This is a genomic window from Mesobacillus foraminis, assembly GCF_004340465.1.
Taxonomy (GTDB): domain Bacteria; phylum Bacillota; class Bacilli; order Bacillales; family Cytobacillaceae; genus Mesobacillus_B; species Mesobacillus_B foraminis.
Genome location: NZ_SLVV01000014.1, coordinates 137,093 through 162,070, shown reverse-complemented (window position 1 = coordinate 162,070; position 24,978 = coordinate 137,093). Strand labels below are relative to the sequence as shown.

The 24,978-nt window shown below is 45.5% G+C and carries 18 protein-coding genes; all 18 read right to left on the bottom strand.

Annotation, left to right across the window (positions count from 1 at the left end; all coding sequences use genetic code 11):
* Positions 1-179: 179 nt before the first annotated feature.
* The 18 genes from EV146_RS27715 to EV146_RS23305 all read right to left on the bottom strand — a co-directional run bounded on the left by EV146_RS27715 (position 180) and on the right by EV146_RS23305 (position 24,754).
* Positions 180-2,399: a patatin-like phospholipase family protein gene (locus EV146_RS27715; RefSeq protein ID WP_181215940.1), complete on the bottom strand. Its 2,220-nt coding sequence runs from the start codon at positions 2,397-2,399 to the stop codon at positions 180-182.
* Between the two features lie 431 nt (positions 2,400-2,830).
* Positions 2,831-3,121: a 2TM domain-containing protein gene (locus EV146_RS23385; RefSeq protein ID WP_132011154.1), complete on the bottom strand. Its 291-nt coding sequence runs from the start codon at positions 3,119-3,121 to the stop codon at positions 2,831-2,833.
* A gap of 33 nt (positions 3,122-3,154) precedes the next feature.
* Complete coding sequence (locus EV146_RS23380; RefSeq protein WP_121612638.1) at positions 3,155-3,712, bottom strand: hypothetical protein; 558 nt, start codon at positions 3,710-3,712, stop codon at positions 3,155-3,157.
* An 86-nt stretch (positions 3,713-3,798) separates the two neighbouring features.
* Positions 3,799-4,638, bottom strand: coding sequence for a CPBP family intramembrane glutamic endopeptidase (locus EV146_RS23375; RefSeq protein WP_132011153.1), 840 nt, complete (start codon positions 4,636-4,638; stop codon positions 3,799-3,801).
* A 157-nt stretch (positions 4,639-4,795) separates the two neighbouring features.
* A complete protein-coding gene (locus EV146_RS23370; protein ID WP_158287198.1) occupies positions 4,796-6,286 on the bottom strand; it encodes a class I adenylate-forming enzyme family protein in 1,491 nt (496 codons plus the stop codon).
* A gap of 576 nt (positions 6,287-6,862) precedes the next feature.
* A complete protein-coding gene (locus tag EV146_RS23365) occupies positions 6,863-8,107 on the bottom strand; it encodes an amino acid racemase (protein ID WP_158287197.1) in 1,245 nt (414 codons plus the stop codon).
* A gap of 24 nt (positions 8,108-8,131) precedes the next feature.
* Positions 8,132-9,457 carry an ABC transporter permease gene (locus EV146_RS23360; RefSeq protein WP_132011150.1) on the bottom strand — a complete coding sequence of 442 codons (1,326 nt, stop codon included), beginning with the start codon at positions 9,455-9,457 and terminating at the stop codon, positions 8,132-8,134.
* Between the two features lie 15 nt (positions 9,458-9,472).
* Positions 9,473-10,411: an ABC transporter ATP-binding protein gene (locus EV146_RS23355; RefSeq protein WP_132011149.1), complete on the bottom strand. Its 939-nt coding sequence runs from the start codon at positions 10,409-10,411 to the stop codon at positions 9,473-9,475.
* A gap of 167 nt (positions 10,412-10,578) precedes the next feature.
* A complete protein-coding gene (locus tag EV146_RS23350) occupies positions 10,579-11,685 on the bottom strand; it encodes a 3-dehydroquinate synthase II domain-containing protein (RefSeq protein WP_132011148.1) in 1,107 nt (368 codons plus the stop codon).
* Between the two features lie 18 nt (positions 11,686-11,703).
* Positions 11,704-13,038, bottom strand: coding sequence for a phenylacetate--CoA ligase family protein (locus EV146_RS23345; protein ID WP_132011147.1), 1,335 nt, complete (start codon positions 13,036-13,038; stop codon positions 11,704-11,706).
* Between the two features lie 18 nt (positions 13,039-13,056).
* The gene (locus EV146_RS23340) at positions 13,057-13,818 is read right to left on the bottom strand and encodes an amidohydrolase family protein (protein ID WP_132011146.1); all 762 of its coding nucleotides are present in this window, start codon (positions 13,816-13,818) and stop codon (positions 13,057-13,059) included.
* A gap of 5 nt (positions 13,819-13,823) precedes the next feature.
* Entirely contained in the window at positions 13,824-15,188 is a 1,365-nt protein-coding gene (locus EV146_RS23335; RefSeq protein WP_132011145.1) for a phenylacetate--CoA ligase family protein, read from the bottom strand.
* Between the two features lie 12 nt (positions 15,189-15,200).
* The gene (locus EV146_RS23330) at positions 15,201-16,031 is read right to left on the bottom strand and encodes a class I fructose-bisphosphate aldolase (protein WP_158287196.1); all 831 of its coding nucleotides are present in this window, start codon (positions 16,029-16,031) and stop codon (positions 15,201-15,203) included.
* 273 nt (positions 16,032-16,304) lie between these two features.
* Positions 16,305-17,495, bottom strand: a complete 1,191-nt coding sequence (locus EV146_RS23325) for a phenylacetate--CoA ligase family protein (RefSeq protein ID WP_158287195.1) — start codon at positions 17,493-17,495, stop codon at positions 16,305-16,307.
* Between the two features lie 864 nt (positions 17,496-18,359).
* Positions 18,360-19,016, bottom strand: coding sequence for an SGNH/GDSL hydrolase family protein (locus EV146_RS23320; RefSeq protein WP_132011142.1), 657 nt, complete (start codon positions 19,014-19,016; stop codon positions 18,360-18,362).
* A gap of 692 nt (positions 19,017-19,708) precedes the next feature.
* A complete protein-coding gene (ltaS, locus tag EV146_RS23315; RefSeq protein ID WP_132011141.1) occupies positions 19,709-21,661 on the bottom strand; it encodes a lipoteichoic acid synthase in 1,953 nt (650 codons plus the stop codon).
* A gap of 152 nt (positions 21,662-21,813) precedes the next feature.
* Positions 21,814-22,290, bottom strand: a complete 477-nt coding sequence (locus EV146_RS23310) for a DUF2062 domain-containing protein (RefSeq protein WP_132011140.1) — start codon at positions 22,288-22,290, stop codon at positions 21,814-21,816.
* A 1,003-nt stretch (positions 22,291-23,293) separates the two neighbouring features.
* The gene (locus tag EV146_RS23305; RefSeq protein WP_132011139.1) at positions 23,294-24,754 is read right to left on the bottom strand and encodes a S8 family serine peptidase; all 1,461 of its coding nucleotides are present in this window, start codon (positions 24,752-24,754) and stop codon (positions 23,294-23,296) included.
* Between the last annotated feature and the right edge of the window lie 224 nt (positions 24,755-24,978).

Sequence of the window (24,978 nt, the reverse complement as noted above, 5' to 3'; positions counted from 1 at the left end):
ATTGTAAAAATAATCAAAGCCGGTGAAATTTACTCGTCGTAAATTTCACCGGCTTTTTCATTATCAGAGCAGGGTTTTGTCCCAGCCTCTTTTTTAAATTAATTCGCATGATTCCTGTCAATCTCTCGGTAATGCGATGTCTTTGTGTTCCAATATTGACTTAAGCGTTTATTAACAGATTACCCCCGTGACGCCCAGACAGGTCTGCCATCACTCCTGTAGATGACCACGTTTCCATCATCCTGGACGACCAGACGGCTGTTGTCATGGCCCCATGTATTGGAAGACCACCGCGGCTGGTTGGCTTGATCATAGATCACCAGGTTCCCGTCAGGCTGCATGACGCAAACTCCAACGCCCCCCACTGTATTGGAAGCCCAGATGGCTGTTCTCCTTGTGGTGGTCTGCGGTGGGTTTGCTGCATTGCAGTCCCGAAGTTTGGTGTTTTGCGAGTTGAGCTGGGTAGTGAGCATGCGCACCCGGGCAAGAATGGCTGACTTTTCTCTTGCAGAGGCCCCAGCAAGCTCAGACTGGAGACTTGAAATCTCGCTTTTTATGTTCTCGATTTGTGCTGCGATTGGCTGGCATGCCGGTGAAATGGATCCGGTCAACCTGATGTTTTGATAAAGAACAAGATTTCCGTCGCCTTGATAGACAAACGTATAAACTCCATTTGGTGACTGAATAGGTTGGTCCATACCGAGCACTTCACCCGCCGTCATATCATCGCCGGTGGCAGCGGGACCAGTCTTCATCCACAAATCACGGGTCGGGCTCCAGGAATGGCGTTCCCAGCTGGTCCACCAGGTTTCGGCATCTGCAGGAACTTCACCATGCTCCGCACTCCTTTTATTTACGAGTTCTTTCAGCTTATTCTTAAGCTCCCGCACTTCCAGGATGGCCTGTGGGTCAGCCTGGATCGTCTGTGCTGGATAAATTGGTGCACCGCCATCGTCGTATTGCAGCAGGAATCCGTTTGCTGCATATTCCTTCTCCCAGATCGCCTTCCGTGTCTGGATGATCTCGGTCGTAAGACGACTGTCTCCATACTCATTGGCAATCCGCCGGTAGTCGGCTGCGTTTTCTTTTTTTGCCTTCAGGATGTCATCCGTCCTCATATACCCGTGTGCCATGCGAATGTCGATGAGTCCCGGATCAATCGTCATGATGTCATGGATGTCAAAGTTCGGCTCAATGATTGTGACATTTGCGCCCCATCCGTTAGGAGGATCCGTTTCATTCAGTACCGTCTCATTGGTCATGATGTCATTAGCCGCCCGGTTGGCCACATCCCCAATGTTCGCCACTCCTACATCAAAGGAAGGCAGGCGCTTGCCGCTCAGCAAACTGTGAGCGGGTTCCATTGCCGAGTTAGAGGCAATGATGGCGTATACCTCTGTGGCTCCTTCCTGAATTGCCACCTGGATCGGCGCAATTTCCCGAACACCGCCGTCCACATAATTTTCGCTCCCCAGCTTGACTGGCGGAAACGCTAACGGAATCGAGGCAGATGCCATGACACCCTGAACAAGGGAGACTCGAAGCGTGCTTGGCTGTGCAGGATTCGCGAGCTTGCAGCTGTTTAGCTGTGCCGTCAGCTGGCTAATCTCTGCAGTAAGATTACGGATGGCTGCCACAATGGGGGCCTTCCCGTTTCCGGCTTCATTATGCAGCTCCTCCTGAAGGCTGGCCCGTTCCTGCTTTAGGCCTTCAATCTTGCTGGCAATCGGCCGGCATTCGGATGATAAAACCAATTCCGGCGCAACCACTTTTGTGTGGTTATCCCGCTCGAGCATTTCTCCCGTCTCGGTCACATAGCGCAATGCACCGCTTTCCAGTGCCACTGCTGCCAGGCGAAGCTTAATGCCGCTTTGCTTTACTTTGTTTATATCCAGCCTGGATGGATCATTCAGCTTATCTAGGATCGGGTTCAGATTATACAGTGAGCGGGAACTGGCATTGATGATTTTATCCAGCTCCCTCTTAAATTCATCCAGATCCTTTACTGTCTGGGCAATATCCCTGGCCACCCAGATCCAGCCGATAACCCCGAGGCCGAGCTTCGCAACCTCGAGGCCCACCGCACCAATCTGACTCGCAGCCGATTGCTTGAGGAAGGCAGCCACTTTTGAATTCTTGATATTCTTGAGCCAGTCCTCTTCCTGCCACATGTCACCATTATTATTGAGCCCTCTCCAGATGTTCGTCAGCCCCTGAAGGCCTCTGGAAGGATCATTGCCGTCCCCTTCACCTTCCGCAAGCTTAATTGCATTGATGGCACCAACCGAACATCCCGTCAGTACCTGCGGCCGGATATTCTTTTCATAAAGGTAGCGCAGCGCTCCCACCTGAAAGTCCCCGCGTGCTCCTCCGCCGCTTAACACAATTCCAACAGCCATTTCCTGATTCCCCCTAAACACTATGTAGCCTCTCTTTTTTTATAAAACTGGCAGGTGGAAGAAAAGCTCATTTTAAATGATAAATTTGACCTGCCTAATCAAAATATTTCCAGAGGGCGATGAATAGACCGGGACTATTTGCTTATTTAATGGAAATTTTTGAAAGAAGCAAAATTCCATTGGTATTTGGAAGATGACGGCTAAGGGGAATGCCTTTAAGGTGTTTTAACTTGAATGATCAATCAGTGTACCCTATCTTTCTGTTTGTACTCCCTGCCAAAAGGCATAAAAAAACCAGGCATCAGCTGCCCGGTCCCTCTATGTTCGATCAGCAGCCTTACAATGACTGCCTACTCTCTCTGTTTCTATCATTTTTGATCTTTTATCTCTTCTGTTTAAAATTGTTTACCCCTGATGGCTTCCTTCCAAACCTACTTCTGAATTTCTTCCTTGTCCAACCGGTCCATGAACTCTTTCATTTTCCGGTTTTCCCACTCGGCAGAGAACGGAGTGATTCCGTATGTGACAATTCCATGGGCAAGCAAACCAATCGACCAGCCTCCCAGCGACCAGAAGAACCAGATTTTTTCCGGAGAAACCAGGATATTTAATAGAAACAGACCAAGATTGACGACTGTAAATACAAAGGCATGGATATAAAAACCTTTTAGCTTGTTGACCATGCTTTTGGCTTTTCGATACTTCTGTTCTTCTACGTCCAAACCCTTCTCCTCCTGTCAGCCCCAGGCTGCCTGTTATTGCGGCTGTGCTGCCTTTGCGCCAAGCTCCAAAACCCTGGGGTTAAAATATTCCAGTATTTTTATTCCGTATGAGCTGAAACCCGGGAACTGGATGGTGTATTCTTTGAACGGCACAGCGCCGAGCCCGTTAATGGGAAAGCTCAGGCTCGCATCCTGATAAAGGATGTCCCATAAAGTATGCGGATCCCTGAACCCGTATTGAATGAGCATGCGCTTTGACTGCATTTCGTACGTCCGGATGACTTCCCCGATTCCTCTGCCCTTCAGATAGATTTCATCCTCAAGGGTTCCCGGCAGCAGTTCCGGATAGATGATGGCAAAGTTATGGGATGTAATCAGGTTATGTTTGGTGGAATATAAATAGCTTTCTCTCATGATGCTGCAAGGAGCTTCTCTTGCTAGTGGATCATTCGCCAAAAAGCGATCCACCAGATTTTCCTGTTTCAAAACGCGGACTTGCAATTTATCATGGGCCAGTTTTTCAAGCATATCAGTGGTTCTCTCAATGGATTTCAGGATTTCATAAAAATCCGTTTCAGTATATTGGTCCAAATCCCATCCCCCAATTCCTTGAATTCGTATCATCCCAGGCAGCTTTACAAGCCCGAATGATGACCAATGAACATCCTTCCATTCATTTAGAAGTGAAAGATTGCCCCGGCCATGACCATGAGCAGATTGATCAGAAAATGCAGGACAAAAGACGGAAGAATCCCTTTTGCCCGGATGGCCAGCCCTCCCAAGAGGAAGCCGCCGACAATAAACCCTGCGCAGAACCAAATATTCAGTCCCATTGACAAGTGATATAACCCAAATCCAAAACTGGAAAGAATCAGCCCGCTTTTTTCCCCGAGCGCATCCACAAAATAGCTGAGAAGCAATCCTCTCCAAAACACTTCTTCAAGAGAAGCATTGACAATGGCAAATAAAAAGCTGATAAATATGACCTTTATAGCACCTGAACTGCTGGACGGAAGATCAATAAAAAAGGCAAAAACAACGATATTAACCGAACCTGCTATGAGAAGAGCTCTCCAGATTGGATCCTTGATTCCCTTCCAGATGAAAGGTGTGTAGATGGTGTTGGTGAAGGACCCTTTTGCCAAGTATCTTGGCGCTTCTTTGCTGATCCGCCAATACAGCAGGAATGGAATGATGTAAACCAGCAAGGTCAATCGAGTGGCAATGATGTAGTACTCCCTGCTTAGAAGCCAATGGTTCCACGTGCTGTCCAGTCCTTCTTTTATGGTAAGGGCTGTAAACACCCCGATGGTAAACAAGCTGAAAAATGTAAGGATGTCTCTGCTTGCCGGAAGCTTCCTGGCCATCAAAATAAAAACTGGAACCACAAAAACGGCAGCAGTTCGAGAAACGGAATTAAGATGCAGAGCGAGAGTGATCCCTATAAACAAGATCAGGTAAAGATAATTCATCGAAGTCAGCTTGACGCTATGTACTTCATTTAATTTGAGCTGCATGTGTTTGTACTCCCTTTTAATAATGGGTGCTCCATTCTCCTCCTCATTCCACTATTCGTTTGAATTTTATTGTGAGCATTTAGAAGTGACTCGCCCTTCTGCATAAAAGCACAAGGGCCGTATGATGAGAATGCTGTCAGTTAAAGCTAGAGGCCTGTCAGCCAACGCTGATTTCCTGGCTCAGCAATCGTTCAAGAGACTTTTTATCCACCTTCCCGCCGAGGTTCACAGGAATGTCGGCTACAATCGTGAAATACTCGGGGCATTTATATTCCGCCAGCCTTGTCAGCAAGGCCTGCCGGATGGTTTCGCACACCTCTTCTGGGTGATTGGCCCCCTGCAGCTTTAGGAATGCTGCCGGCACCTGGCCCCATTTCTTGTCTGCCACCGGAATGACTGCAGCTTGCTTGACCTCTTCAATTTGCAGGAAAGCATCCTCAATCTCCGAGCAGTAAAAATTGTATCCGCCTTTATTGATGACTTCTTTGCTTCGGCCGACCAGATATAAATATCCGTCTTCATCCAAATAGCCGAGGTCGCCGCTTCTCAGGAACTCCCCGTGAAAGGTTTGATCTGTCAGCAGAGGGTCATTATAGTACTCATTCATAATCTGTCCCGACTTGATACTAACCTCGCCAATTTCTCCTGCTTCCAGCTCCCTGCCATCTTCATCCATGATTCTCAGCTGGATAAAATATTCAGGGAGACCGGAGGAGCCCGCCTTTTCGTTCCACTCGCAATGATCGATGGACGTAATGGGCCCTGCTTCGCTTGTTCCATAGAAATCAATAACCGTTGCATGTGGAGCAAGAGCCGGCAGCTTCCTTCTCAGCTCGGCGGAAAGTGCTCTTCCCGTACTCATGATTTCAGCCAGGGAGGATGGAATATTCAAAGAGTTTTCTTCCATATAATCAACCAGCTGCTGAAGGTCTGTAGGGCCGCTTGTGATTTGAGTCACTTCATGCTCCGTGATCAGCCTGTAGATTTCACCTGGCGAATCGTCCTCACTCAGGATCAGCGTATCGCATTGAAGAAGCGTGCCATACGCCAGGGTCAGATGCGATCGGAAGAAAATGGGCCTGACAATAAAGTGCCTTGATTGCCTTTCCTTCGCCATGTCCGGCAGAATGGCAGGGGCAATATTGCTTTTTTTCACCACAATCCCTTTCGGTTTGCCTGTTGAACCCGAGGTAAAGAAAAGCATCTCGCCACTTTCCAGGCTTCCTTCATCCTCCTGATCAAGGGATCCGGCCCCAGCAGTCTTCTCCAATCGGACCTCCTCTTTATAAAGGACATCCATGGATACATCCGAAAACCGGTTTCTAAAAAACTCTTCAGTAATAAGCAGGGAAATTCCGTATTCGTCCGCTAATTGTTCGACTTCCTGGGAAGGTGTATGATAATTCAGCGGGATGATCATGGTGTTTAGCTTCTCCAATGCCAGGAGAATCGCAACGAACACCGAGCTGTTGCGAAGGCAGATCATCACTTTAGCGCCAGGCTGAATGCCGGATTCTGCTAAAAATCGTGCCCAATTTGAACTATAAGAATCCAACTCTCGATAGGTCAGTGTCTGATGACTGTCGATGACAGCATGATAATCAGGGTATCTGGCAGAGAATTCTTTTACAGAGCTGATAATCGTCATGTGTGATTTCCGGCCTCCTCGTTTATTTGTCATGTGGTTACGCCAATGTCGTAAACTGGGCTAACGTTAGCTTAAGAGCCACTGCAGGAAGATTTGCTCAGCTTAGAAGCAGCTAAAATAGCTCTATGAATCTGTCAATTATCTTAAGCTATTGACCCTTTCTTCTAACCTATAGATCGTTTCCTCAAAGGGTTTCTTTCTATTAGTTTAGTAAAAAACCGATGTCCAGCCTTTGAAAAATAATAGAGTTCCCCTCTTTTGGCCCCCAAAGTGATACAAATTCACTAAAGATCCCCTTAAGAGAACCTAATTTACATCAGAATGGGGTTTGAGAAACAGGTTTGGGGTCATATATATATGTTTCCTCAAGGTTATACATAGATTCTTTTCATTTATAGATTGATTATTTTGGATTATAGATTTATTATTTTCGTTTATGCATCGATTCTCTTCATTTATGAATCGATTATTCTCGTTTATTGAAAAACTTGTGTCTTCGGTCCGAATTAATCGTTAGAATGTTTCTCATTCCTGCTTCGTAGACTTTAGCGATCTTCCCCCAAAGGGTGCATGAGCCTATGAAAGCAAACTTAGTTCCTTTACTCTCTCAAGTGCCTGCTCCCCTTTTTCCTTTTCGCCGAGGTCCAGGTACGCCCTTCCCAACAGCTGGTAAACCTCAGCGTCTTCCATTCCGTGAGCGATGCTGTACTGCAGCTCTTCAATCGCCTTTTCCACGTTTCCTCCGAATTCTGTTGGCGTCTTCAGAAGCCTGATTCCATTGATCCGGCGAACCATTGGAGAATCCGGCGCCAGCTTAAGCGCACTTTTTACTGCTTTCTCGAATTTCGGCATCAATCTCATTTTATTGACGATATTGGTGATTTCCATTTTCTTTCCTAATGCAATCGCCAGCCAGGTGGTTGCCTCCGGATCGTTCTTATCCATGGAAACAGCCTTTTCAAAGCTCATTCTCGCACCATCATAGTTCGTTTCATTGAGCTGCTGAATGCCTTCCTGAATGAACGCCTTCACCTCTGGCTGTTGATCATATTGAAAGAACTTTGAGCTGTCCCCGAACAAAAGATCTTCCTTGTCCTTTTGGCCGGCTTCATCGGACTGTCCTTTGCTGCTAGCCTTTGCTTCGCTGCAGGTGAGCTCCAATACTTTTTTTACAATCACTTCGGAGCTGTCAATTACGGCTGCACCCTTGATGTCCTCGGCAGACACAAGGATCGGTAATTCTGTACATGCCAGGACAATGGCTTCGGAACCTTGATTTCTTACACCGTCAATGATTTCGAGCACCCGTTTCTTTGAAGACTCGCTTGCGATTCCGTAAATCAATTCTTCGGAAATGATTTTTTCTATTTCTTCCTGCTCCGATAATGGCGGCTGGATTAACTCAAATCCTCCCGCCGTGAGTTTCTCGCCGTATACGAAGTTCATGGTAATGAGCGTCCCGAGCACCGATACTTTCTTCGTGTTCAGCTGATTGCAGGCTTCCACGACTGCATCGACTACATCCACGATCGGCACTTTCGGGAATCCCTCTTTAATCGTTTTAAAGGTGTAAGAAACCGTGTTCGCCGTCGTCACAATAACATCGGCTCCCGCACCGGCCAGGGTCGTAAGAGAGGCCAGCACCGTCTGGCCGATCTTGGTATTGTCCTGCTGTGTATACTGATCATACGGCATATTATGGATCGTCAGCTGAGGATGGGTCCCGCTCCTCTTTATGGACTCCACCACAATGTTCTGATAGCAGAGGGCTGCTCCGACTCCCGTAACTCCAACTAAACCTACATGCTTAAAAGCTCCCATTCTTCTTTCCTCCCGTTCCATTCATTAATCAAACTTAAGCTTCCACACAGAAACCAGCAAAAATGCCAGGCCGAATGCAAATAGGACTCCAATGTTCGAAACTACATCCTCGAGGCCGCCGCCCCGGACCAGGATATCCTGAAATCCGTTTAATGCCCAGGCATGCGGTGTGATCAGCGCCAGCTGCTTCATAAAGTCCGGCATGATAAACAGCGGAACCATCGTGCCTCCAAGCGCTGCCAGTGTCAGAACGATCAGGACAGACCAGCCATTCACCTGTGCTTCCGTCTTAAATAAGGCGGCGATCAACATTCCCAGACAGGAGCTGGCCCAAACCAGAGCGATGGAAATGGCTGCGAGGCCAAATGGTGAAGTGCCAAGGGACATGTCAAACACAAAATAGCCAAAAGCAAACAGAACGGCTACCTGGGCGATTCCTACAATGAAATTGGGAAGCATTTTGCCAAAAAACAAGGTCCACCTGTTCACTGGTGCATTGAGAATCCTTGTAAAGGTTCCAGAACTTTTTTCATTTAAAAATGAACGCCCGGCATACATCACAATAAAGAAGGCGTACATGACCGTAAAACCTGGCACATTCTGCTGGAACGCATCCGGCGTAGGCGGCTCTTTTTCCCCTTTGGTCGAAGCGGTGACAAAACCAATCATGGGCTCCTTCATCGAGGATTGCGCCTGGCTTGTCAGGCTGCTTTTCAATTCGTCCGTATTGACGGCATCCCCATTTGCGGGAACTGCTTCTTGATTGGCCGGCTGTCCGGCACCCTGCGGCAGCTGTGCGGTTAGGCTGGCAATTCTTTCTTCATACGCCTTTGTGATGTCATTTACCTGTGTTTCCATCGTTTGATTGATGCTTGCGACCTGCTCGTCGACCATCGAACTGATTTCATAATTGACAGATAAAGACTGGGCAACTCCTTCAATCGCCTTTTGCAAAACCGAAACGGTTTCAAGCTGCGCCATGTCGCTGATGACTTTTACATCAATCTTTTCGCCCTTTTCGAGACTGTCCTGGAATCCCTTTGGAATGATGATGCCCATCGGGTTTTCCCCGTCCTGGACCGATTTCTCAATCTCACTCTCTTTTTCCAGTTCATCGACATCCATGCCCTCGACTTCATCAATACCTTCTATGTACCTTTTAGAATCCTCGCTTTTGTCCATATCTGCGACTAATATCTTAACGGCATCTGATTGGTCGCCATAGACTGGCTTTAAGGCAAAACTCATAATCGTGATCAGCATCATAGGTAATAAGAATAAGACCACTAATGCCCCGGGATCCTTCAGCATCAGCTTTATGTCCTTCTTGGCAATGTTGAGAAAGTTCATATTACTCCTCCAGTATTAATCTCGTAATGCTTTCCCTGTCTTATATAAAAACAATGTTTCTAATGTTGGAGGCATAATCGTCAAATTCATAATTTCATAGGAGTAAGTTCGGAACTGCTCGACCAGGTACCCGATGTTTTCCTGCGGGTCCTTTACAACCGCCTCCAGCTTGGAGTCGGAAACTCTTGCTTCCTTCACATGCTCATACTCCTCGGCAAGCGCCTTGGCGGACTGTGCGGTATCTGGATCGCGGAACTGAAACTCCAGAATCCCGCCGTGAATTTCTTTGATCAAGCCTTTTACACTGTCAAGTTGAATCATTTTTCCGCGGTCGACAATGGCCACCCTGTCACATAGATTGGTTGCCTCTTCCATATAGTGGGTGGTATACACAATGGACATCCCCTGCTCCTTGAGCAAGGCAATGAGTTCATAAATCTTATTTCTGGATTGAGGATCAATCCCGACAGTCGGCTCATCCATGAACACCACCAGCGGATCATGGAGAATTGCAGCGGCAATGTTGATTCTCCGTTTCATTCCGCCAGAATATTGCTTGATCGGATCCTTGGCCCGGTCCTTCAGGCCGATGAGATCAAGGACTCTATCAATCTTTTTTTTGAGCTGCTTTTTATCCAGCTTGTAAAGGGAACCGAAGAACTGGAGATTTTCATAGGCATTCAGTTCAGGATAGAGCGCAATGTCCTGCGGAACCACACCGACTAGTGATTTCACCTTGAGCTCATTGCCTTTAATTTCATGTCCATTTATCTGGATGGTTCCGCCCGTCTGCTTGATCTGGGCACTCAGCATTGAAATGGTGGTGGTCTTCCCCGCTCCATTCGGCCCCAGCAAACCTAACGTTTCCCCTTTTTTCATTTTAAAACTGATTTTGTCCACTACCCTTGTCCCGTTATACTCTTTTTCCAACTCTGTACATTCGAGGATATTCAAAAGCTGCCCCCCCACTTTCGTAATCTGCCTGCAGCCTGCTTTCCGGCATCGCCCTCGCCTTACCGTCTTGTACAAATGTACCTCTGGTCAAATGAGATGGACAATGCCAGACTGAAAGCTGCAGTTTCTGAACAAGACTTCTGTGATTCCCTATTTAAACTCGAGGGTTACTTTTCGAGTATGGTTTCCTGTATTTTGACTCCAACATGCCTTCCCGGCTCACAAAGGTAAGCGAGGATGGAATCTCCTTCCTTGAAGGTTGTGGCATTTTTGGGATTGCCGTCCCCATCAAAGATCCTGATATGCCAGTCATCCTGGACAATGGCATTGATGGTCTCCCCTTCGTATTCCGCTTCAATCAGCAGCAGCGGCCGGACTTCGATTTTCATCCGCCCGATTGTCACGGTTCTGGCATTTCCGCTTGTATCCACGACGGTTACTTCATTGCCCACAGACAGGTCCGTGATGTACTGGGTCTTATCGCCCGGACACCATACATAGCTGTGCACAGCGCCCGCGTTGACACGAAACGGCCGTGTATTCATGTACGGAAGATAGTGTGTTTCGCTGCACACCAGCAGGCCGCCGCTGGAGGTGGACCCGATCACCATCGCTTCTTCACTGGTCAGAAGGGAGGTGGTATCGATGCAGGCTCTTTCACCCGGCCCCAGATGTTCCACCTTTGTCACCTTTGCCTTCACAACTTCGAGCTGGCTGCGCCTTTTTAAACTGGCCAAAGAATTCAGCTTCACAATTTCCTCCACAGAGTCGCTGGACAATAGAACCCCTTTGGAGCCCACTTCCATCACATCTCCGGAGATCCTTCCATCCACAGCGGTTTTCACATACTTGAACACGTCTACATCATACCTTTGCATTTCAGCAATGATGAGTTCCAGCGGAATATTGGTTTCATCCTTGAACTCAATGATCAGCAAGGGATTTTCCGTTCCCTTTTCGTAGGCAAGATTCATCGTGGCTTCGTCCACTACCTGGATGTACCACGCGGTGACAAACCCTTTTTCTCTTGCACTTTTTAAAATGGCAAGGTTTTGCGACGCAACCACGACCTCGCTGTCCTCCAGCCCCAGAAGCTCTTCTTCCTCTTCAATCATTGCCGCCACCGTCATGCGCGGGGAATGCTCAATTTTATGGAGCTGCTGAGAGCTGTACAGAATTCCTGTAAAATTGCTGGACTGGTTGACCGTTAGGATCATATTATTCACATTCTCATTCAGCTTCCTGGCATCAAACCAAAGTACTTTTCCTTCCATGATCGATTCTCCTAATCATTAGTCTATGTACCAGACTCTTTTAATTTTTCCATCGTTCCGCTGTACCTTCTCAACCACCCTTGCTGTGCACGGGGAGTTTGTATAAAACTCCAGCTTTTCCTCAATGAGCTGGGCCAGATACTCTTTGTCCACTTCATCATTGAAAGGCTCCACCTCAACGGTCAGGCTGTTGCCTTTTACTAAAAAGCGGTACCAGTTCCCCACACCCTCCACCTGCATCAGGATGTCTTCCAGGTAAAATGGAGAAAAGCTGCCGGACTGAAGGACAATCTGATCGCCGCTTCTTCCTCTGAGGTGCAGCTTGGGGAGGTTGATCCCGCAGGCACAGCCGCTTTCCTCAATAAACCCAAGGTCACCAGTACGGTACCTGAGAAGAGGCATGCCTTCTCTCAGGAGAGTAGTGATAACAATTTCCCCCTGCTGGCCGGGATCCAGTAATTCATTGGTTTCAGGATCGACAATTTCGACATACAGATGCCCGTCCGGAAGATGGAACCCGCTTTGGCTGTCACACTCAAGGCCCAACAGCATCGCTTCCAATGATCCGTAAAGAATCGTGGACGTACATCCCCAAATCAGCTCAATCCGCTTTCTAAAAGAGTTGGACGATCCCTCGCCGGTAAGGAAAATATGAGAGACCTTCAGATCCTTGGTTAAATCGATGTTCATTTCCTGTGCTGCTTCCCAGAGTACGATGGCATAGGAAGGAGTTGTCACCAGCACTTCTGCCTCCCAGGCCTGCATGAACTCAATCGCCTTTTTCGGTTCAGAGTAGGCCCCGCCCTTTCCTAAAGGAAGAATAGTACAGTTCAGCAGGTGCTGGAACTCATGGTGGAAGGTTAAAGCCGATGAGCTCATTTCATAAGGCAGCGCATTGGCAACCACTTTATTTTTCACCCGTTCCATCAGGCTTGGATATTTCGGTGCAAAATAGTAGCTGTAAAGTTCATCAAGCGTATGGCCGATATAAATCGGCTTCCCGCCAGTGGTACCCGTGGAGCAGCACAGCTGGGCAAGCTTTTTCTTCGTAAGAATGACTTTCGAATCCTCTCTCAGCTCATCCTTGGTTAAAAACGGAATTTTGCTGAACTCTTCGAAGTCAACGTGAGAGGCAGAGGTGATGCCTGCTTCCTCCAATTTGGCACGGTAGAAAGAATTGTTCTCATAGAGGTAGTGGATCAGCTTATTCACAGCCCTTTCGTGATAAGCTTTTACCTCTTCCCGTTCCAGTGTTTCGATCGACAGATTATTCTCATCCAGTGTTTCAAACCATTCAACATGCTCCTGAAGATGAAGGGTTTTGCCTTCTGCTTTTACTCCAACCGCACTCATGAATTAGCCTCCTTTTAATTAAGCTTTTAGCAATTCCAAAATGGTCTTTGAGTAAATCTGTTCCTTTTGACCGTCCGGGATGTTCAGGCGCTCAATTTTCGTTCTTTCAACCACCGGGTCAGACATCGGGAATTCCGATCCGTAAAACATTTTCTCCGCACCTGCTTTTTCGACCGCCATTTTAATGGACAAGAAGTTGGCTGTCGAGGTTTCCAGGTAGACATTGTCAAGGGTGGAAGCCAGCTCAATGGCTTCGACATCCAGCGGGCCGAACCCCATATGGCCGATGACAAAGTTGGTGTTTTTAAATTCTTTTGCCAGCGTGCCGACGGAGGACGTGCTGGCACTCGCGTGGAAAAGAGTATGGGTGTAGTAGGGCATCCCGAGCTGTCCGCACAGATCTGCGATCGATTTCGATGCTTTTCCCAGCAAGGAGAACTGATGAACCATCGGGGCCATCTTCACTCCCTTGAATCCATCCTTTGCATGCTGCTCCAGCTTTTCGGTAATCACATCGATCTTCTCGTTCGGATTCATGCAGCAAAAGCCAATAAAATAGTCCGGATTTTCCTTGATCATTTGCAGGACAAAGTCATTGGGGGGTTCCACCGTTTCCGGCTTCTTCTTTCCGGTGACATAATCCGTCATCTGCCTTACATCCAGCATTCCCCCAGGGATCAGCACGGCACGGGAAACTTCGGCATCATTCATCGCGGCAATAAGCGTTTCGGCATTGGAGTGCGCCTCCGGTGAAATATGGGCATGTCCATCGATAATCATCTCTCTCACATTCCTTTCCTTATGATTCGATTGGCTTTTCCAAATTGTCTTGGCAGAGAATCCTTTACAAGCACGGTGCATGAAATACCAGCTGTCCGGTACATATGGCTCCGCACCTTATCCGCCAGTTCCTCGTCAGTCAAATCGGAGTGCAGCTTTTCAATCTCGATTGTCAGTTCTTCGTCCTCCAGCACGAAATGGTACCACAGCCCCACTTCAGGCAATAACAGAAGGAGATGTTCCAGCATAAACGGTGAATACGGAATTCCATCCACCACCATATGTCCGTCCATTCTTCCCCGAAGATGGAGCTTGCTGAGCGTAATGGCCGAATCGTCCTCCATTCTTTCCAGGAACCCGATGTCGCCCGTGCGGTATCGGATAAAAGGCATGGCTTCTCTCAGCAAAGTAGTAATGACGACCTCGCCCTCTTCACCATCTGCCACCTGTATTCCGGAATCCGGGTCAATAATTTCTACTTTTACATTGCCTTCCAGAACGTGATAGCCAGTGTCATCATTCAATTGAACACCCACCAGCCCGCACTCGGTCGAACCATATAAGTGCTGGATATCACACTTCCAAAGCTCTTTCAATCTGGAAGCAAATTGCGGCGAGCATCCTTCCCCTGTCAGCATCAGCTTTCTTGGCGTAATATCTTCGCCGAGGACAATCCCAAGCTTCTCCCCCTCTTCCGCCAGCAATGCTGCATAGGAAGGAGTCGTTATTAAAATAGAAGCGTCATATTCTTTCAGGACATCGAGGCTTTTATCGACCGGAGCCATATAGCCTCCTTTGCCTAATGACAAAACAGTCGCTCCAAAGGTAAACTGGTACAGCCGCTGGAAACCAAGCGCTGGCTGGGCAAACTCATACGGCAGGGCAATCCCCACTACGTCCGAAGAGGAATCTCCTTCAAATAGTGACGGATAAAAAGGAATCGCATCATGGATATAATGATCGGCCAGTGTATAGGCGGTATAAATGGGCTTGCCAGTTGTCCCTGAGGTTAAGTGAATCTGCCCAATTTCCTTTGGATCGCATGACAGCAGCAGGTCTTTATCTCCTCGTATCACCTCTTTATCAAGAAATGGCAGCCTGTCGATCTGATCCAGACTTTCCAGGCGAGGCTGAGAGAACCCTTTATCCTCAAGAGCTTTGCGGTAATAAGGGTTATTATTCCAGACGTGTTCAAGCGTCAGATTGACAGCATACAGATGGTAGTCGTTCCGCTCTTCCTCTGAAATGTTTTCAACATTCTTATTTTTTAATGCGAACCCCTCGTACAGTTCCCTCAGAGCTTCAATATGGGAGGTGCGGTGATTCAAAACGGCTTTTAAAACAGGAAATGCATGTGCTGTTTGTTGCATTCATTTTCCTCCTTATGATGAAAAATACATCTTTTCGGCTATAAGAGATTCATAGCTATCGTATGCCTCTTGATAGGTTCTGCCTTCGTGAACCATTCCGTACAGGGCATAGCCCATCTGGGCAGGATAGGCATCCTGAAAAAAGTTCCTGCCCACGCATAACCCTTTTCCGCCTGCCATCAGAGTTTCATGGACGGCCTTAAACCATTCCCGTTTGTCTTCCACCTTCTCTCCGCCCGCAAACAGAACAGGGGTGGAATGGCTTGTCACAATATCGGTTAAAAGCCTGAAGTCATTTGGGTACTGGACTTTTACAAGGTCAGCCCCCAGCTCGGCAGCAACCCGGACCGCATGGGAAATTTTCTTTCCCTCATAGGACATAGAATTTCCTTCGTCAAAGACGTTAATCATGACCAGGACCGGCATTCCCCATGAAGCAGCCTCGTCACAGATTCTTGCCATATCCTTCAGCATGCCGAACTCGCCAGCCACTCCCAGATTGGTATGTACGGAAACCGCAGTGGCTCCCATCCTGACACCATGCTCCACAGAGGAAACAATCTCCTTGCGTGTCGAATCCGGCCCGAGCGCAGTTGAACCTGAAATATGGAGAATATATTCAAAATCCCTGCTGGTTCCGCCTTCGCTCACTGCCCAGCTGATCGCCCCTTTATGGCCAATCACTCCCTGGAAACGGGACTGCTTCGCCAAATTGGAAATCAGCGGCGTGTCCCTTAACCCGTCCAGAGGCCCTAATGTCACACCATGGTCGATTGCAACGAGAATTGAATTGCCTGACTCGTTATTGAAAAGCCTATTTAATCTCACTGTTTTCCCAATCATTAGGTATCCCCCTTGTTTCTTAACGATTTTATCTTGACACTGGGCGGCGTTCGAGCTCATTCCCTTCCCTTTGCCTGCTGAATGTGAAGATATTCACGAACGGATACCCATCTTCAGCATGTCCCATTCCAAAGGCAGACTTTTTTGAAAGGAATTGCAGCAGCATATACCTTGAAGCGCGACTTTCAACTTGTTATCTTGCAGAGAGAATGCGGATTCGGGAAAAGACTCTAGCAGTTGTTTTAAATTCCTAAGAAACTTTTACTGACCTTGCTAAACTAGGACATGTGTAAAATGTTCAACATAATGGAATTTGGAATAGTGCGGAACGGAGGTCAGGTCGGCTTCGTCCACTAATTCGGTAAAGTTCACCGAGACGTCCACACCCAAATGCTGCCTTAGCTCTCCTTCGAGACAAAGCCTCATATCTTCGGTCTTTTCCATTCCAAACATCTGATAATGAAATTTGATCTGGTCGGGATAAACCTGGGCTCTCCAAAGCATAGGCACATATGGCAGAGAATAGACAATGTCCTGTAATTCATAAAGGCTCAACGTTCGATCCTTTAAGGCAATATGGTCACTCTTCCGGCCATAATGAACCAGAACAGGATAAGAACTTCCGCACGTACAGGATGTTGCTTCCCTGATTTCCGCCATGTCGCCATTGGCATAACGCAGCAGCGGCATTCCTTCCCTCGCAATGGAAATGGCAAACTCGCCTTTTTCGCCTAGAGGAACATTCTGGGCTTCTTCGTCCAGGATTTCCACTTTGGCAATGGGATTTTTCATATGATAGTTTCCATGATGACAGGTCATAAAGAGTCCGCCGGTTTCCGTACTGCCAAAGGAGGCAAAAGCAGGAACTCCCCAGAGGGCTTCTATGTACTTTTTACGTTTTGGACTGACAACCTCGCCTCCCAGAACCAAACATCTGAGATTCTTAGTAGGCAGCGGGATGTTCAAACTCCTAGCCAAGGTGCCGATGATTTCCGCTTCGGCCGGAATGAACGTAATCACGGTCGGCTGAACACGTTCAATAATCTCGATCACCCGCATATGAGGGGTCAATAAGCTGGATTTACTGGCAGCAATGTGTGCGGCCCTGGAAAGCTGACATGCCCAGTATAAAATAAAAGAAGGAATGGCAAGTGCGAAAGGAAACCGGTTTAATACAAGGTCATCTTCTGTTAGTCGTAAATGAGATTCCACCGTAAACTTCGCTTCCATATCAACGTCATCGAAAGAGAACCAGCTGGGAGAAGGCTTGCCGGTGGTTCCGCTTGTTTCGTGGTAGGTGGCAATGTTCTGAATGGCCGTGCCCAGCAGGTCATAAGGATCTGCATCCCTCAGCTCTTGTTTTGTGGTAAGCGGAATTTTGCTCCACTCACGAACGTTCACATTGCTCAGTTTCTTTTTGTAAAAGTTGGACTGCAGTGCAGCGCTGATTAATAAATCTTCCATGATAAAGCCAAACACCCCTTTCGAACAAAAGCTGTCGTAGTTATTTTCCGGTGACATGTTAAAAAAGAGAAACCAAACTAGTAAATGATTGCAACAAAAAAACAGGTACGGCTGGGCAATAAAAATTCAGTCAGTTCCTGTTCTCTAAGAAGTTTTCTCTGTAAGATGTTTACACATTGGACGCTGTTCCCTGAATCCTGTTTCCGATAAAGAACAGGAAACCCTTGAGGAATAGTAGAAGGACCAAAGTATTAGTTCCTTTTCTCTAAATATTGCAAATATTTACTATATTTATAATTATATGTAAAATTTTAAAAGATTACAAGGAAAAAGTCCCATATTTTTAAAAATAACCCATATCTCTTATAAGCTGGAAATCCTATGAATTTACTCGCTTTAACAAAACGGTAATCTTATTGGTGGAAAAAAGGAAAGGCAGCAGAAAGGGATTAGTGTGCAGTGTGACGTATACCTCTAAAGGGGCTCATTCCAGATTACTAGGAACGACTCTTCGAAAATTATGCCCCCGGCACCAGTTCTTTTATCTCATTTCAAACTGCATCTTCAAGTGAGTATCTCCTCATAAATTCCGCGTTCGTACGGGGCGAATATGACCATATCCCTCCTTCCTAACCCTCTATATAGTTCTACAGTTCACGGAAATAACCTTCGAATTTACAAAATATTTACAAAATTAGGCACATAGTGGGATTATGATCATTTTATTGTCGCAACTTTATGCCCATTGGCTGGATCCTTCTGAAAGTCAGGAGAAACGGAGGTTCTATTAATATAAAAAAACCGGGCAAAATTTACCCGGTTTGCACGAACGTTAGTCGATATTTTTAGTCATACACTCGCTTATTATCGAATCGCCAGCTTGCTGTTTTGCACGACGTTTAACCATTCCCGTGCAATCAATTCGTGGCCTGCCGGAGTTGGATGCACCCCATCCCACAGCCAATAGGAAGGTTCCTGGCGTTCGCAGGCTTCGTTGAACGGTTTTTGCAATGGAACAAAAACAGCTCCAAATTCCTCCGACAAGTTACCCGCGATATCCTGATACTGTTCAAGGCGCATCTTCCAGGCATCCCATTTCTCGGCAGTGGACCCTGTGTTTAAGATAAACGGTTCGCATATCACCAGGCCTGTTTCTGGAAGCACCTCTTTTGTTTCTGCCAGCAGATGTCGGTAAGCCCTTTCAAAACGATCCGTTATTCCGCTTGGCTCATTGGACATCGACCTCCAGGCATCATTCACACCAATTAAAAAACTAATTAGCGATGGCTGTAAGCTAATGGCATCCTCATTCCACCGGGCATATAAATCAGAAACCCGGTCACCGCTCACTCCCCTATTGATAAACTGAGGATTTTTCTCCGCCAGTTCATAGCTCAGCTTGCCTGCAATCGTAAATGCATAGCTGTCTCCCAGTAAATGACTTGGATCCTGGTTTCGTGACCGTGCTCCATCTGTAATCGAATCTCCTTGAAATAACACGATGTGTTTCTTGTCACCCATAAATCTTTCCCCTCTCCTGTTCATTATGTATAACTATATTTATAGTATAGTGGTTTTGCAGAACCTTCAATGTTTTCTAAAAACAAATGTCAGCTTCATTTGTTTTTTGATTATCGTCGAAAGCAACGAGAGCACAAGAAACAATATAAAAGAGTTTTAATGATCATCATTATTATTTGAAATGACAGATACTTATGATCGTTTACGTTTAAGCTGATTGATAGAGGGAGGTAACATTGAAAAAATCATTAACAATACTCTTAACAATGGTTGTCCTTATCACCTCATGGGTTATTTATATCAATTTTAAAATAAACTTGGTTTTACTCCCATATTAACTATTAACACCCTGTTGATTGGAGTGGAAGCCGCGAGACTCCTGCGGGAGCACGGGTCAGGGGAGACCCCGCAGGTGCGTCAAGCGCCGAGGAGGCTTCCCGGACCGCCCGCGGAAAGCTAAGCGGCTGGAACGGAAGTCAACAGCCCAGTTTTACAACCGCACAAAATAAAAGACTGTTACAAACTCAATTTTCAGCGAGAGTTTGTCTACAGTCTGAAGCGACTAGTAATAGCAGCTTTCAAGTTTTCCCCAAAATCAACAAAGAACTTTTACATAGCCAAAAAGGGTCCGGAATGACATTCCGAGCCCTTTTCTATTAAACTGAGGCTTAGGTATTTTCATTCACTGAACTTCATCTCGTTTCAGCGGCAGCTTTTTCCTCTGGCTTTCCGTAATGATAATCTCTTGCGTCGATGGGTTTCCATTCCTTATTTGGTGTGTAGAAGCGCAATAGATCTCCATTTAACAGTTTATCTGAAAATCCTAATTCCTGAAGTACGGTATCTCTGGTATTAACCATTTTATCTGTTGGATTCGTTATCGGTTCCTTCGTCTCATTATTGTAAAATACTCCTTTAATGTAGCTGTACTCAGCTGTTACAAAGTCCCCGTTTCGGAACGGAACATAGCTTCGGTGATTCTTCGAGAATAAGTCACTTCCAAATAGCAAGTAATCCTTAGCATCGATTCCCAGGATATGAAGGAGAGTTGGCACCACGTCCACCATGCCTGCATATTCATGGTTTATCCCTTGTCCGTCTACCCCCGGGATACGAATCATAAGAGGAACCCGCTGCAACTCGGCATATTCTAAAGGCGTAATCTCTTCATTCAAGATTTCCTCCATGGCCTTTTTATGATTGGAGGAAATGCCGTAATGGTCGCCGTAGATCATGATAATGGAGTCATCATATAATCCGGCTTCCTTTAAGTCGTGAAAAAACTGTGCCAAGGCTTCATCCAGGTAACGGGCCGTCCTGAAGTAGCCATCCACAGTGCTATTGCCTGTTTCCGGTGAAGCAATCGTGGCTTCTTCTTCGTCCAGGATAAAAGGATGGTGATTGGTCAGCGTAATCATATGCGCATAGAAAGGCTGTTTTAACTCTTTAAGCATGGGAACGGATTCTTTAAAAAACGGTTTATCTTTTAATCCGTAGTTAATCACATTTTCATCACTCATATTATAGTAAAGATCGTAATAGAATTGGTCGATTCCCAGTCTTTTGTAGATTTTATCACGATTCCAGAACGATTTCCCGTCTCCATGGAAGACCGCACTCGTATATCCTTGCTGCTGATGCATGATGGCCGGCAAGGACTGAAACGTATTTTTCCCCTTGGTGACAAAGGCTGCTCCTTGTGACAGACCATAAAGGGATGTATCCATAATTAACTCTGCATCGGCTGTCTTCCCCTGTTCGGTCTGATGAAAGAAGTTGTCAAAGTACGTAAAATTTTTACTGCTGTCATGAACCAAAGAATTAAGAAACGGGGTTACTTCTTCCCCATTCAATTTATAATCGATCAGGAAGGACTGAAAAGATTCCAGATGGATTTTTATGATATTTTTACCTGAGCCCATACCAAAATAGTCCGGGTTTGGATCAGCATATTTTGCTTTCGTATAGTTTTCAACTTCAATGAGATCACTGCTGTTTGCCAGCACACGCTGAGTTGAATTTTGAACGCTTAAGTAGGAATCATAAAGGATAAAATTATAAGTTCCCAAGTACTTGACCAAATAGTTGCGGTCAAATGTCCTTTCAAGAAGCTGCGGACGGTCCTTTTCAGCCAGGTGGAGATTGACACTGAAAGCGATGACTCCAGCTGCCAGTACCGTTATAGGCTTATATAGTTTTAATCGTTCATTGGTCCAATTGCCACTAACCTTTTTATAAAAGTATATTAAAAATAGAATGTCGATGAGATAGAGAATATCATAAGGTTCCATTAAATTTATAATGCTTCCGCCTAAACTGCTTCCAAAATTGGAAGTCTGTGTAAGTGTCGCCAATGTGATGAAATCGCTGTTAAAACGGTAATATACCACGTTCGAATACAAAATCAGGAATAAGAAGGCACTAAGGTAGATGATGCTTCTCCCTGCTCTCTTCCCTTTTAAAAATAAAGCAAGTCCCATTAAAAGGATGCCTGAACTTAATGGATTGAAAAACAAGAGAAACTCCTGCATGGCACCTTTTACACCTAATAGAAATTCAATTTTATATATGCTGTATGTTTTGATCCAAAAAAGAACAACGGCTACCCAAAAGAAGCCGAGCCTTGACGAAAAAAATTTGAACATGTTAACACCTCTTCTAATCTAAAAACGGCACCGTTGTGATAAATATTTTAAAAGTTGGTGATTCCACGGCACCAATGCGATTCACCAAAAAAGTTCATTACATCTTGTTGTATTCCTTCCTTGTTGTTTTTCCCTCCAACCTTCAGACAGCATCAACAGCTGATGTTCTGTAATTTTTGCAAAATATGCCCGCGGTATTTTTTCAGCAGAATGTACAATCCGCCATACATAATAAGGGAAAAAACGATGATATTAATAACCGAACCAGCCAGGAAAAGTACACTGCCCGATTGAATGCTCCCTACTGTTTCATTTAAGGTTTCTACATATTCGATATCGTCTACTTCATCCAAGTTGATTTGTTTTATAAAGAAAAGACTTCCCATTTTATAGTTAAGGAAAAAGAGCAGCGGCCAAATAGGCGTTCCAATAACACCGCCAATAACGGCGGCGATGATATTTCCTCTTAGTACTTTCGTGATTGCAACAGAAAGGATCGGTCCAATGCCAAACGTAGGAATCCAGCTCGGGATAAAACCTAATGTCAGACTAAAAGCCACCTGCTGAGGGCTGGCCTTTATACGAAATAAGCGGAGCAGATAGTATTTTATCCTTCGCTTTATCTTCAACCCATATACCTTCTTTCCGTATCCAATCCCAGTCATTCCATATCAAAGGAATTAGATTTTGTTGCTGACAGCCAAAAGGATGTACCCATTAATACTGTTTAAGTTCCTGAAAAGTTTCATCTTCATTTAAATTAATGAATCTACTTGGGTAGAGTGCACATTTCCAGCTTAGATGTACCTTTGCTTTCGCTTGTCGCCCTACACATATTTTTCGAAGTCAGCCTCTTATTTTTCAAATTCCCTGATTATTATCCTAATCGACATTTTTATTTTTTGTATGTCCCTTTTTATTTATTATTTCCACTCATTTATTTTTCATAGCCTTTGCCTTCGCTTGTGGCCCTACACTTATTTTTCAATGTCAGCCTCTTATTTTTCAATTTCCTGATTTATTATCCTAATCGACTGGTTTATTTTTCAAAGTCGCCTTTTTATTTTTCAATTCCAGTCATTTATTTTTCATAGCCTTTGCTTTCGCTTATGGCCCTACACTTATTTTTCAAAGTCAGCCTCTTATTTTTCAATTTCCTTATTTTTTATCCTAATCGACTGGTTTATTTTTCAAATGTCCCTTTTTACTTTTCATTTCCAAGCATTTATTTTTCAAAGCCTTTGTCTTTGCTTGTGGCCCTACACTTATTTTTCGAAGGAAGCCTCTTATTTTTCAAATTCCTGATTTATTATCAAAATCGACCAATTTATTTTCCAAATGCCCCTTTTTACTTATCATTTCCAAGCATTTATTTTTCAAAGCCTCTGCCTTTGCTTGTGGTCCTACATTTATTTTTCAAAGTCAGCCTCTTATTTTTCAATTTCCTGATTTATTATCCTAATCGACTGTTTTATTTTTCAAATGACCCTTTATATTTTTCAATTCAGACCATTTATTTTTTTAAACGAATTCCCGGGGACATTTAATTTCTTACTGAGTAAAAAACGGGCACATCCCTAATTTAGGTGATGTCCCCGTTTCTGACATGAAGTCTTTTCCTTACTAAAAGCCTTACTTCTTAATTCCCTTCAATGCCCGATACGCATTGGCCTCACCTGAACCGAAAAGAGCATCCTGGCCTGGCTTTCCGTAGTCAATGGCTGTCTGGTTAATGATGGCTGAAACTTGTGAAGGTTTTAGGTCTGGGTTTGCTGCTTTTAGAACCCCTGCAATTCCGGCTACTTGCGGAGCAGCCATTGATGTTCCTGCGTTATAGGAATAAGGGGTACCCAAGTAGGTCGGCCATGTACTAAGGATTAGGTTCGTTGTATCGGCACTTTCTGGATCTAGGGTTTCTGCATATTTCCTGCCAAGGTCTCCTCCTGGAGCAGCCACGTCAATCGCACTATTTCCATAATTAGAGAAGAAGGCAAGTTCTTGTTGAGACCATTTGTTCGAAGCGGATACATTGATTACACCTGGCATCTGTGCCGGCACAACCGTTGTCGGTCCCTTGAGTGTGATTCCAAGTGGTTCGTAAAGGGTGCTTAAGTAATTAGTAACCTCATTTTTGTTATCAAGGTTCAAGCTCTCATTCCCGCTCCCCCCTACTACGGTTACATTTTTCTTCAGGGCGTATTGAATCGCACGTTTCCACAATAAGGTATCAGCTGTTGTTTTATAGGTTTCGCCATCCATAATTGTTTTTGAAGTATTATAGAGTCTGAGAGACATATTGATAACGTCGACCTCGTCATTCGCAGCTGCAATGATGCCATCAATGATGATGGATGGCGTCGTGAGAGCCAGCTCCGAATAGAGGACACGATAGGTACGAATTCCAAGATCAGGTCCTACCCCTTTGACATTTCCATTTGCGGCAATGATTCCGGAGACATGTGTTCCATGGCCATTTCGGTCCACTAGGTCATTGGGATCTCCGGTTTCAGTTTCATCCATGCCGGCGGGGACCAAATTCACCCCTCCAAGAAGATTTTTCTGTAAATCCGGATGTTCCGGGTCAATTCCCGTATCAATAACACCTACAACCGCTTTATGTACGGTATCTCCGTCTTCATTTTTATATCCGCCGGTTTCGATTTTATAGGATTCTCCATTGTTTGTTACCCTCTGAATGTCCCATTGAGAATCCCACAGACTTCCCTGTTCATTGATGGCAGCAGTTTGGGCCAGATTCGAAATCACTGCTGGCTGGTTCAATGTGAGCGGCACTTCCCTGCTGGCCACCTCAATGGACGGCAATTTTTTTAGATTGCTTAAAAATGCAGGATTATCGGACATGGCCTGGATCCCACCCACTTCCGGGAGTGCATTCCCGACATGGCCGCCTGCCTTCTCGATTGCTTGTTCATAATCCTTTGGCAGCCCGTTTTTAAATGCGATTGCATACAGGTTTTTCCCTTCTGTTTTTGCCACTTGGTTTTCAGCAGCCAGACCAGGTGCTGCACCTCCTGCCACGAGACCGAATGCTACGGTCACAGAAAGCATGGATTTTACTAAAATTTTCTTCATCGTTCTCCCCCTCGTTATGGAATATATTACCTCACAATTTACCATTTTAATATAAACTCCAGATTAATTCCATTTTTGGGAATTGACTGTGAATGAACAGCCTTTACGATTGAATATAAATCAACTTATATTAAGTCCCTTTTGGACATAAAAATCAGCAAAAAAAGGCGCTTTTCTCAGAAGCACCCCAGCCTGTCATTGCAAGACATTTTTCATCAAAAAAA